This is a genomic window from uncultured Succinatimonas sp., assembly GCF_905203285.1.
In the GTDB taxonomy this organism is placed as follows: Bacteria; Pseudomonadota; Gammaproteobacteria; order Enterobacterales; family Succinivibrionaceae; genus Succinatimonas.
On sequence record NZ_CAJKVK010000011.1, the window covers coordinates 1 to 12,390 of the forward strand.

The 12,390-nt window shown below is 40.2% G+C and carries 10 protein-coding genes; 9 read left to right on the forward strand and 1 reads right to left on the reverse strand.

Annotated elements, in window-relative coordinates; translation table 11 throughout:
* A partial coding sequence (locus QZ019_RS02315) for a beta-N-acetylglucosaminidase domain-containing protein (RefSeq protein ID WP_295482016.1) occupies positions 1-902 on the reverse strand: 902 nt, incomplete at its 3' end.
* A gap of 175 nt (positions 903-1,077) precedes the next feature.
* On the opposite strand from QZ019_RS02315, the gene tig reads away from it, so the two are divergent.
* From tig to sucD, 9 genes are all read left to right on the forward strand, one after another.
* Entirely contained in the window at positions 1,078-2,391 is a 1,314-nt protein-coding gene (gene tig / locus QZ019_RS02320; RefSeq protein WP_294565921.1) for a trigger factor, read from the forward strand.
* A gap of 158 nt (positions 2,392-2,549) precedes the next feature.
* Positions 2,550-3,152 (forward strand): ATP-dependent Clp endopeptidase proteolytic subunit ClpP, encoded by a 603-nt coding sequence (gene clpP, locus QZ019_RS02325; protein ID WP_294565923.1) that lies wholly within the window; start codon positions 2,550-2,552, stop codon positions 3,150-3,152.
* A 16-nt stretch (positions 3,153-3,168) separates the two neighbouring features.
* Entirely contained in the window at positions 3,169-4,455 is a 1,287-nt protein-coding gene (clpX, locus tag QZ019_RS02330; protein WP_295482017.1) for an ATP-dependent Clp protease ATP-binding subunit ClpX, read from the forward strand.
* A 139-nt stretch (positions 4,456-4,594) separates the two neighbouring features.
* A complete protein-coding gene (gene lon, locus QZ019_RS02335; RefSeq protein ID WP_295482018.1) occupies positions 4,595-7,063 on the forward strand; it encodes an endopeptidase La in 2,469 nt (822 codons plus the stop codon).
* 19 nt (positions 7,064-7,082) lie between these two features.
* Positions 7,083-7,367: a hypothetical protein gene (locus tag QZ019_RS02340; protein ID WP_295482020.1), complete on the forward strand. Its 285-nt coding sequence runs from the start codon at positions 7,083-7,085 to the stop codon at positions 7,365-7,367.
* A 183-nt stretch (positions 7,368-7,550) separates the two neighbouring features.
* Positions 7,551-7,826: an HU family DNA-binding protein gene (locus QZ019_RS02345; RefSeq protein ID WP_294565932.1), complete on the forward strand. Its 276-nt coding sequence runs from the start codon at positions 7,551-7,553 to the stop codon at positions 7,824-7,826.
* A 261-nt stretch (positions 7,827-8,087) separates the two neighbouring features.
* A complete protein-coding gene (locus QZ019_RS02350) occupies positions 8,088-10,016 on the forward strand; it encodes a SurA N-terminal domain-containing protein (RefSeq protein WP_295482021.1) in 1,929 nt (642 codons plus the stop codon).
* Positions 10,017-10,294: 278 nt separating this feature from the next.
* Entirely contained in the window at positions 10,295-11,473 is a 1,179-nt protein-coding gene (sucC, locus tag QZ019_RS02355; RefSeq protein ID WP_294565937.1) for an ADP-forming succinate--CoA ligase subunit beta, read from the forward strand.
* Complete coding sequence (sucD, locus tag QZ019_RS02360) at positions 11,470-12,348, forward strand: succinate--CoA ligase subunit alpha (protein ID WP_294565940.1); 879 nt, start codon at positions 11,470-11,472, stop codon at positions 12,346-12,348. Before sucC ends, sucD begins: the two co-directional genes overlap by 4 nt.
* Positions 12,349-12,390 lie beyond the last annotated feature (42 nt).

Consider the following 12,390-nt stretch of genomic DNA (forward strand, 5'->3'; position numbering starts at 1 on the left):
ATGAGTTTTGTTTTATCTTTAAAAATATCGTTTAAGCATTTTAACCATGCGTCTTTGATTGCGCTGTCCGAGAGGTTTTTGTAAATTAAAGGCAAAGTTGTTAATGCTGGATAACTTAAGTACATTTCGAGCATTGGGTTTACAGCATGACCCTCTATTTTGCCTAAAAGATTTCTTCTTCCTTTAAACGCAGAAAGAAATAAAAAGTCCGCTATATTTTTTCCGTCGTTTACTGGGTAATTATCCCAAATAAACGGTTTTCTGCCTAAAAGTTCTGTTGCTCTTAAAATATCATTTTCAGTTATGTCTTGAGACAGCACTTTAGGTCCTGTCCAAAAAATATCAATATCAGAAGGCAGACTTGCAGTCAGTTCAGTAAAATAATGCTCGGATCTTTTACCGAAGACACGATCCAAAATCGGATCCTCAGAATAATAAGAAGGACAAACAATAAGTCGTTTTATTCTTGACGGCATATTATCGTAAACATCTTTTATGATCTTATTTTGTAAAAAGCCAATATGCGGATCTTCAAGCTTCACGTCATCAAAAAGCAGGGCAAGTATTACTGAATTTGTTCTTTTGGTGTAGCTGTCGATTCTTTGCAGAAGTTTATTTCTTAATGAGTCAAATGATGAACTAAGATTAAGCGGGCTTATGCCGATACCGAAATCAATGTTTAAAATTCTGCTTTTTTGTCCGAGAAAGGATAATTCTGAAATTGTCGATTCAGGCATGCTTTCACTTAGATCTGAGCGCAGAGCTTTGTCTTCTTTGGGAGCATAAATATAAAATGAGTAATTATTTTTGTGAAGAAAGTCCAGAAGGTGTGATCTTTTAGTATATCCGTAGCTTTTACCGAAAAAGCCTTCAATTACTCCAAGATAAGCAGATCCAGCCATATTTTTATCCTAAATTGGAAGCATACGTTAAATTAACGTGGTGTTTTTATCTTGATAGGATAATCTAATCTTTTATATAATGCATAAGTTTTAACGACGCTTTGCACGGTTTTTATCGCAGCGTCAAAGATTTTTTATTATTTTAGTTAGTTACTGCAACCTATAGAGGTAAAAGATGCAGGTTTCAATCGAGAACAAAGAAGGTTTAAAACGCCTTGTTTCCGTAACTGTTCCGGCAGAAGAGTTCAAAAAGGCATATACTCAGGAATTACGCAAAGTCGCTAAGACCGCTCGCATTGACGGTTTCCGTAAGGGTCATGTTCCTACTTCCGTATTAGAGAAGTATTATGGCGCTAATATTATCGGAGAAGCTTCTTCTGCTGTTATTAATTCCTCTCTCGTTAAGGCTTTACAGGAAAACAATCTTGATGTTCCGGGCATGCCTGAGATTACAATTAAGACCTGCGATCTCGGTCAGGACTTCGTTTATGAAGCAGCCTGCGAAGTTTCTCCTGAAGTTGCCGTAAAACCGCTTTCCGAGCTTCAAATTGAAAAAGTCAATGCTGAGATTACTGAAGATGATATCAATGACATGATTGAGACTCTTCGTCAGCAGCAGGCCAAGTGGAAAGTCGTTGACGACGGTGAGGCAAATAAAGACAGCCTTGTTAAAATCGACTTTGAAGGCCGTGTAGACGGTGCTCCTTTTGAAGGCGGCAAAGCAGAAGATTTTTCATTGCATTTAGGCAGCGGCCGTATGATCCCTGGTTTCTCAGAGCAGATCGTAGGTCACAAAGCCGGTGATAAATTCACTATTCAGGTTAAATTCCCTGAAGATTATCATGCAGAGAATTTAAAGGGTAAAGATGCAGAGTTTGATATTACCGTAAATTCTGTTTCTGAGCAGGTTCTTCCGGAAGTTAACGAAGATTTTGTTAAGCTCTTCGGTGTAAAAGACGGTTCAATGGAAACCTTCCGTAAAGATTTGCGCCGTAACATGGAGCGTGAATTAAAGCGCGCCGTAACCCAGAAGAATGCTTCCAACGTTTATGAGGCAGTCAGCAAACAGTATGGCGAATTTGATGTTCCTAAGGCTGCTGTTGACGCAGAGATTAAGCGTTTACGTGAGCGTACCGAGGCTAATTTCCGCAGATACGGAATGACTCGTTTGCCTGAGCTTAAGGATGAAGTATTCCAGGAAGAAGCTCTTCATGATGCCCGTTTAGGCTATGCTATTCGTGCTATCGTTGCTGATTTGAAGCTTGAGAAGGCAGATGATGCAACCGTAAATGAAAATCTTGCTATGATTGCCGATGCTTATGAGAATCCTGAAGAGGTTATCAAGCAGCTTCGTGCCGACAAGCAGCAGATGAGCTATATTATGAACAAATCCTTTGAAGATGATGTTGTCAAGGCAATTCTTGCAGGCGCTCAGGTAACTGACGTTAAGAAGTCCTTCAAAGAGCTCATCGGACCGAATCAGCAGTAATTTTGTAAAAAGATCCTCTCATGATAGAAGGGGATCTTTTAAGAATTTCTGATACTGATTATAAATTTGATAAGGCAGTTTTTGCCTTTAAACCTGTTTGCGTGATATACCGTAAACAGGTTTGTTTAACTTATATGATCGTCCTTTAAGGAGAAATCATGGCATCTACATTAGTGCCGATGGTTATTGAACAAACGGCCAGAGGTGAACGTTCATTTGACATTTACTCAAGACTGTTAAAAGAACGTGTGATTTTTATGACCGGCGAGGTCGAAGATCACATGGCTGATTTGATCGTCGCTCAGTTGTTGTTCCTTGAATCAGATGATCCGGATAAAGATATTTATCTTTACATCAATTCACCGGGCGGAGTTGTTACCGCAGGTATGGCCATTTATGACACCATGCAATATATTAAGCCTGATGTGTGCACTTTATGCATGGGGCAGGCCTGTTCAATGGGATCTTTTCTTTTAGCAGGAGGAGCTCCCGGCAAGCGTTTTGCTCTTCCTCATTCGCGCATTATGATTCATCAGCCTTTAGGCGGCTTTAAAGGTCAGGCTTCTGACATTATGATTCATGCAAGAGAGACTGAGCGCGTTAAACGAACTTTGACTGAGCTTTTAGCTAAGCATACAGGCAAGAGCGTTGACGAGGTAATGCAGGATTGCGATCGTGATAATTTCATGAGTGCCGATGAGGCATTAGCTTATGGTCTTATTGATCGCGTGATTACCAGTCGAGATGAAATTTCCAATTAGTTATTAGTTAAGAAAAATGTCTGATACTAAAAATCCCGGCAAATCAGTATGCCTTTTTTGCGGTAAACCTTCATCAAAAACCAGAACTTTGATTCAGGCAAGCAGCGGTAACTGTATTTGTTCAGAATGCGTTCAGCATTGTAATGAAATCTTAAAGCAGAAAGGCGTTATAGCAGATGTTCCGTCTGCAGTAGAAAACGCCGGTTTGGATTTGGAGAATATTCCAACTCCGCATGAGCTTACTCGTCATTTGGATGACTATGTTATTGGTCAGGATGAAGCTAAAAAAGTTCTTTCTGTAGCAGTATATAATCATTACAAGCGCTTAAAGCACTCAATGGATAACAGTGATGTTGAGCTTGGTAAATCTAATATTTTGCTGATTGGTCCTACCGGATCCGGTAAAACATTGCTTGTTCAGACTTTAGCAAAATTTTTAAATGTTCCTTTTGCCATGTCCGATGCCACAACATTAACAGAGGCCGGATATGTGGGCGAAGATGTCGAAAATGTTATTGTCCGCCTTTTGCAAAGCTGCGATTACAATGTAGAAAAAGCAAAACGCGGCATCGTCTATATTGATGAAATTGATAAAATCGCCAGAAAATCCGAGAACCCCTCTATTACAAGAGATGTGTCAGGAGAAGGTGTTCAGCAGGCACTACTCAAGCTTGTTGAGGGTACTGTAGCATCAATTCCTCCGCAGGGTGGAAGAAAGCATCCGCAGCAGCAAATGATTGAAGTTGATACTTCACAGATTTTATTTATTTGCGGCGGCGCTTTTGACGGTCTGGATAAGATTGTCGAAAAACGTGTTTCAAAGAATTCAGGTATTGGCTTTGGTGCGGAGGTTTTAGGTGAGAACGATAAGCTGACTCTTACTGAAAAATATCGTAAGGTTGAGCCTGATGATTTGGTTAAATTCGGTATTATTCCAGAATTTGTCGGCCGTATGCCGGTGATTACCGCTTTATCCGAGTTGGATCGCGATTCTTTGGTTAGAGTTCTTCGTGAGCCGAAAAATGCTGTAGTTCGTCAGTTTGAGACTATGCTTCGTTATGAAGGAGTCGAGCTTGAATTTACAGAAGAAGCTTTGAAGGCAATTGCCGATATTGCTATTAAACGACACACAGGTGCCAGAGGCTTGCGCTCAGTAGTTGAGGGATTATTGTTAAATACGATGTATGATATTCCTTCAGTAAATGATGTAGCTAAAATTATCGTTGATGAGCAAACGGTAAAAGAACAGCTTGAGCCTAAGGTCATTAAAAAGACCCTGCCGGCAAACGAAGCTGCTTGTTAATTTTCAGATCGCGATCTGATAAAAGATCGCGATTTCTCCCTTCTTGAATTTTGTCTTTTCGTCCATATATATCACTTGCAGTACATAATAAATATTCAGTTTAGGTAAGATATAAATTTATAAGTTAGAGATAAAAAGTATGTCCGACAAACAAGTTAATGAATTTAAAATTCTTCCTTTAATTACTTTACGCGGATTAACTATTACTCCGCATTCAAATGTACAGATTATTGCTGCACGCGATCAGTCAATTGAAGCTTTTAAAGCAGCAATAGAATCAGATAGCCGCGAAATAGCTATTTTTTGTCAGCTGTTTGATACTGATGAAGCTCCATCTTCAGACCGTTTACAGAAAATTGGCGTTTTATGTCACGTTTTATCAGGTGACAGCCGTATCCCTGATAATTACCGCAGCCTTATTTACGGTTTTAAGCGTATTAAGCTGTTAAATATTATCGATGATCCTAAAATCCGTTATCGCCAGGCGGAGATCGCAATTCTTGAAGAGCCTCAGATAGATCAGAAATTAGAAAAAGAATATCTTGATGCTTTGCAATCCGCTCTTTTATACGCGATGCAGCACTCTGAAAATTGTGCTCGACCGCTTATTGACGGTACGGTACCTAATGATATGGTTGAGAACATTAAGAATCAGCAAAAACTTAATGTTCTTACTGATATGTTATGTCAGGTTCTGACTCTTGATCCTGCAGAAAAGCGTCAAATGCTTGAAACTTTGTCTGCCGTTGAAAGAGCGAAGGTTCTGATTGCTCTTTTAAACGGTTATTCTTATAAAGCAGAGCTTGATAACAAAATCCGTGAGGAAGCAAGGCTTTCCATGGAGAAAAATCAAAAAGATTATTATTTAAATGAGCAGTTAAAAGCCATTAAGCATGAACTGGATCTTGATATAGATGATGAAGATGAAATTGCCGAGTATAAAGATAAGCTCAAAAATTTAAAAGCTCCTCAAAACGTTAAGAAGAAAATTGAAAAGGAGCTTAAGAAGTTATCTGCAATGAACAATAATGCCGCTGAAGGCACTATTGTCAGAAACTATATTGATACTCTTTTGAATATTCCTTGGGAACAGGGAGACGAAGTAAATACCGATCTGGTAAAAGCCCGTGAGGTATTAGATGCCGATCATTACGGACTTGAAAAAGTAAAAGATCGCATTTTGGAATTTTTGGCCGTACAAAGCCGTACCGATAATAATCGCGGCAGCATTTTATGTTTAATGGGACCTCCCGGTATCGGTAAAACATCTTTATGTGCTTCAATAGCAAAAGCTACAGGACGTAAATATGTTCGTGTCGCATTAGGCGGTATGCATGATGAGTCCGAAATTCGCGGACATCGTCGTACATATATCGGCGCAATGCCAGGTCGCATAATTCAAAATATCAGCAAAGTCGGAGTAAATAATCCTTTATTTTTACTTGACGAAATAGATAAGGTTTCAAGTTCTTTGCATGGAGATCCGGAGTCAGCATTGCTCGAGGTGTTGGATCCGGAGCAAAATAAAAACTTTGCCGATAATTATGTCGAGCTTGAGTACGACTTATCCAAAGTGTTTTTTATTGCAACGGCAAACTCTTACAATATTGCCCAGCCCTTGCTTGACCGTATGGAAATTATCGATTTGTCTTCATATACGGAAGATGAGAAATTCCATATAGCAAAAGAACATTTAATTAAAAAACAGATGAATCTTACCGCGCTTACGGATAAAGAATTCAGTATTACTGATGAGGCTATATACGAATTAATCCGTTATTACACCCATGAAGCAGGTGTTCGCGGTCTTGAGCGTATTATTAATGAGCTATGCCGTAAAACGGTAAAAGAAATGATGATGTCAAAGACGGAAAAAAAGACTAAAACACCGAGAAAACGCACCATCACCGTAAAAGCTATCGAGAAGCTTTTAGGACCACGTCGCTTTGATTTCACCTCTAAGCTTAAAGAAAATAAAGTAGGTCTTGTGAACGGTCTTGCCTGGACTTCGCTTGGCGGAGACATTTTGCAGCTTGAGGCTGTGGCTAATGAGGGCAAAGGCAAGCACTTACTTACCGGAAAGCTTGGGGAAGTAATGAAGGAATCAATCAGCGCTGCAACGACTTTAGTGCGTTCCCGCTCTTCTTTACTGCATCTTGATAAAGAATTTTTTGAAAAATGTGACTTGCATATTCATGTTCCTGAAGGCGCGACGCCAAAAGAAGGTCCGTCTGCCGGTGTTGGTATGGTTACTGCCATTGTTTCTGCAATAACCGGCAATCCGGTACGCGCTGATGTCGCCATGACAGGTGAAATTACTTTACGCGGAGATGTTCTTCCAATCGGCGGACTTAAAGAGAAACTTTTAGCTGCCTTACGCGGTGGTATAAAAATAGCTTTAATTCCTAAAGATAATGAAAAAGATTTATGGGATATCCCCACAAACGTTAAGCGTGGTATGAAAATTATTCCCGTTGGTAAAATCGATGAGGTTTTAAAAATCGCTTTGGTTAACGATCCTTTTTCATTCATTCCGACTACTGTTTGGAAAGAACAAATTTGTAAATCCAATGAAGAAAAGCCTGGAAAAATAATTCCGCAGGCGTAGATATATAAAGGGTATCAGTATGCAAACAGATCGCACTGCACAGATTATCAATTCTGCAAAAAGCTTATATGACTCTTTGGAAAAATTGACCACTCAGCTTTCAGGGCCGCAAGAACCTTCTGAAGTTTTGCTTAAAATATTAAAGCAGCTTACGGTTACAGTTGAAAATTCTTTGCCTGATTTGCGCGATTATGTTGATACCCTTGAATTTCAAGAAGATTCCAGAGCAGATGATTTATTAAAAATAATTAATAAGCTTGAAGATGAACTATTAGTTAAAGCAATAGAGTTTATAAAGAAATAAGATGAAGTTTTGGCTAAATTTGGTTAAATCTTATACAAAACATTGAGATAGCTCACTTATTTGATCATTTTTTAAGAAAAGGCGTTAATTTTGTATATATTAAAGGTGTTGATTTAACCTGTAGGGGGGGAAAAGATAGATTTCTAGCTCTTCTCATTTCCAAATAATATTGAGGTGGATGTCGTGAATAAATCACAACTCGTAAGCAGCATTGCAAAACAATCAGGACTTTCTTTAAAAGATTCAACTGCTGCTCTTAACGCTTTTCTTGAAACCGTAAAAGATACCCTTGCAAAAGGCGATTCTATTTCTTTAGTCGGTTTCGGTACTTTCCTGGTACGCGATCGTGCCGCACGTATCGGTCGCAACCCCCGCACCAAGGAAGAAGTTAAGATCCCGGCAGTTAAGGTTCCTGCATTTAAAGCCGGCAAGCCTTTTAAAGATAAGGTAAACGGTTAAGTTTAAAATTTTTTAAGCTTAAATTTATTTTTGAAGATCCACCGTAAAAGGTGGATTTTTTATTTCTTGCAGTCTTGAGCTTTTTCTAAGTTTTAAGCATTGGCTGATATGTGCTATATTAAGCAAAAATAAGGCATACAAAGGCAAAATTTTGTCTTATCGGTAAGGCGTTTCTAAGTATTAGCTATACTGGTTGTCTTAAAATAAATCATTAATAAAGATAAGCATATTTGGTGCAGGAAGACCTGCGGAGTTGTTTTCATGCTAACTGATAAATTGCGCGAAGGTGCGCAAGGCAGAATTTTTAAGATCCTGTTTTGGATCATTATTCTTTCTTTTATCTTTACGGGTGTCGGCGGTTATTTAATTCCGCGTCTTAATACCGATCCTGTTGAGGTAGGTGAATATAAAATTACCGCAAATGAATGGAATCAGCAGTACACATCGCAAACGCAACAAATGCAGCGCATGTACGGTGCACGTTTTGCCGATATGCTCGAGGATCCACAATATGTGAGCAACTTGCGTTCACAGATTTTGGAAGGCATGATTGATAACGTAGCTTTTAACAGCGCAGTATATGATCTGAATGTTCGTATCGGCGATGAGCAGGTACGTGAACTGATTCGTACAACTCCGGCATTTCAAAAAGACGGTAAATTCGATAATGATTTATATTTAGCCGTTATTCGTAACATGGGCATGAATCCTGAGTATTTCGGTGAGCAGATGCGTATCAGCGCCATGGCAACTTCCGTGTCTGATCCGATCCTCCGTACTGCTTCATATCCTTTGCCCTACGAAATAAAAGCTCTTGAGAATCTGTTAACTCAGACCAGAACCGTAGATTTATATGAGCTTAATCTTGACGCTTTACGTGCAGGTTTCTCTGCAGATGATAATGAAGCTAAAGCTTATTACGATGCCCATCATGATGCCTTTATGGCTCCTGCTAACGTTAAGTTCAACTATATTCTTCTGACTGTAGACGAACTTAAAAAGGGCATTAATCCTAGTGATGCAGAGTTAGATGAGTATTTAACATTACATCAGGAAGATTTTAAGGTTGCAGAACGCCGCGGCTTTTCTCATATTATTGTTCGCAGCGACAATCCTGATGCGGAAAAAATCGTTAAGGCCATTGATGACGGCTTTGCTGCAGGAAAATCTTTTGCCGATCTTGCAAAAGAATACTCTGATGATTTATCCACAAAGGATGTAGGCGGGGATATGGGTGAAATAACCCGTGCTTCCTTAGCACCGCTTTTTGCCGAGCCTTTATTTGCTCTGGAGACCATCGGGGCACATACTGATAAGATTGTTGATGCCGACGGTACTCATTATTTACAGTTAAACTCTATTGTTAAAGAGCATATTCCTCAGTTAAGTGAGATAAAGGATCAGGTTAAAAGTGCTTGCATAGACGCAAAAGCTCGCGAGCTTTACAATGAACGCGTTACAACTTTGTCTGATATGTCCTTTGAAAATCCGGATTCACTTGATGTAACTGCTGAAGCTTTGGGCGTTAAAGTTGCAGACTCTGGTGTTGTCGCATTAGGTGCAACTAAAGTGCCGTGGCCGCTTAATACTTCAATGGTACAAAATGCCGCATTTTCTGAAGAGAATATTTCATCCGGTGTAAATTCATCCGTTGTTAATATCGGTGATGATGCTGCTTTGGTTTTGAATGTATATGAATCTCATGAAAGCATGCTTAAACCCTTTGATGAGGTCAAAGCTGATGCCATTACTGCAGTTATAAACGATAAAGCCAATAAAGAAGCGGATGCATGCTTAAATACTTTTGCAAAAGCAGTAATTAAAGATTCAAATGCTGCAGTTCCTGCTCATGTAGTTCATAGATCTGCCATTACTTTAAATCGCGGCAGTGCTGATGTTGAGCCTGCTTTTGGTATGGCGGTCTTTGCAATTCCTCAAGAAGGACAGGATCGGTATGTCATTGCTTCAAATCAGGGCAATCCGACTTTAGCAATATTAAAAGAAGTCGCAAATGCTGCGACCACTAATGAAAGTGAAGATTTGGAACAGATTTTACGCTCTCAATTGGTGCAAGCTAATAGTCTTGAGTTGCGTAATGCGCTCTATAAAGGTGCAAGAAAACTAACAGAGATCACCTACAATGAAGATGCAATTAAGCTTGTAAATCAAAGTGTTGATGAAGCCCCTTAATTGTTTTAAATCTTAACTTACTAAATTTAAAATATTTTTTAGCCCGAGAGACTTTACCCTTTCGGGCTTTTGTTATTTAATAGGCATGTTGTTTGTAAAACTTGACTGTTTATACCGTTATCTCCACTTGGAGAGAATTGTTATCTTAAGAACTCTTGAATGAATTCTTAAAAAGATAATAAATAACTTAACCTTCCTGTAAGATAAAGTGCTCAATAGCGGTATAACTCTTCAGCCCAGACTGAAGATGTGTTGGAAATTTTGCCTTAGGCTTAAAAATGAACTTACACGAATATCAATCAAAAGAATTACTTCGTTCGTACGGTTTGCCCGTACCGGAGTTTAAAGTCAGCTCCAAAACAACCGGTATCGGTAAAGCTGCATATGAATTATCTCCGGGACCATTTGTCTGTAAATGTCAGGTGCATTCAGGAGCTCGAGGAAAGGCCGGCGGCGTTGCTGTTGTAAAAACCCCTGCAGAAGCTGAAGCTTTTGCCGCAAAATGGCTTGGTAACCGCTTGGTTACCCGTCAAAGCGGTCCTCATGGAAAACCCGTATCGAAGATCCTAATTGAACGCGCAACCGAAGCCATGCGTGAACTGTATATCGGTGCAACCATTGACAGAACAAACGCCCATTTGACTATTATGGCTTCAGAGTCTGGCGGTATGTCTGTTGAAGAAATTGCAGCTACAAACCCTGAGAGAATTTTAAAAGTTCCTATTGATGAGTTAACCGGTCCTTTGCCTTATCAAGGTCGAGCCCTTGCTTATCAGCTTGGTCTTAAAGGTAAGCAGGTTAATGAATTTACTAAGATTTTTGTCGGTATTGCCAAGCTTTTTATTGACAAGGATCTGTCTTTAGTTGAAGTAAATCCGTTAGCTGTAACAAAAGAAGGCTCTTTATTGTGCCTTGACGCTAAGATTAACGTAGACTCTTATGCTCTTTATCGTCATCCTGAATTTTTGGAAATGGATGATCCGAGCCAAGAAGATCCGCGTATTGCCAAAGCTGTTGCTTCAGGATTTTCTTATGTTCCTCTTGAGGGAAATATCGGCTGTTTGGTTAACGGTGCCGGTCTTGCCATGGGAACTATGGATATCATTAAGAGCTCAGGCGGAGCTCCTGCCAATTTCCTTGATGTCGGCGGTACGGCAACTCGCGAACGTGTAATGGAAGCTTTTAAGATTATTTTAGAAGATCCTGCAGTTAAATGTATTTTGGTTAATATTTTCGGCGGAATTGTTCGCTGCGATTTAATTGCTGAAGGTATTCGCGGTGCAATTACTGAAGTCGGAACCGATGTGCCTGTAGTTGTACGTCTTGAAGGCAACCATGCTCAAGATGGAGCAAAGATCTTAAAGGAAAGCGGTCTTAATATTCATCCTGCATATGATTTGCGTCAGGCAGCAGAATTGGCTGTAGAATGCGCCGCTTCCTATAAGGAGAATGTATGAGTATTTTAGTTAATAAAGATACTAAGGTTATTTGCCAAGGCATTACCGGATCTCAAGGTACGGCTCATTCTGAACAATGCCTTGCTTATGGTACTAAACTTGTAGGCGGTGTTACTCCGGGTCGCGGCGGTTCGTCTCATTTGGGCTTGCCGGTATTTAACACTGTGCGTGAGGCTGTTGAAGTCACTCAAGCTACTACTTCAATGATCTTTGTTCCGCCTCCTTTTGCTGCTGATTCCATTTTTGAAGCAATAGATGCGGGTATTGAGCTTATCGTCTGTATTACCGAGGGTATTCCGGTTTTGGACATGCTGCGCGTTAAGGCTCGTTTGCGTGAAAGCGGAAAGACCCGTTTAATCGGACCTAACTGTCCTGGTATCGTTACCCCCGGTGAGTGTAAGGTCGGCATTATGCCAGGATATATTCATACTCCCGGCAAGGTAGGAATTGTTTCACGCTCCGGTACTTTAACATATGAGGCTGTAAAGCAAACTACCGATGCCGGTTTCGGACAGTCCACATGCGTTGGTATCGGCGGCGATCCCATTCAGGGCTCTAACTTTGTCGATATGTTAAAGCTCTTTGAAGAGGATCCTCAGACTGAAGCTGTAGTGATGGTCGGTGAAATCGGCGGAACTGCCGAGCAGGATGCTGCCGCGTGGATTAAGGAACATATGACTAAGCCTGTTGTGTCTTACATTGCAGGTTCAACAGCCCCTCAAGGTCAGCGTATGGGACATGCTGGTGCTATCATTACAGGCGGTCAAGGTACTGCTCAGGCTAAGCAGAAAGCTTTGCGTGAGGCCGGTGTTACGGTTGTTCCTACAGCTGCTGATATTGCAGACGGATTGCGTGAAGCTACTGGTTGGAATTAAATAAACCTTGTTTATAAGAGGGAATATCCATGAGTGAATTCC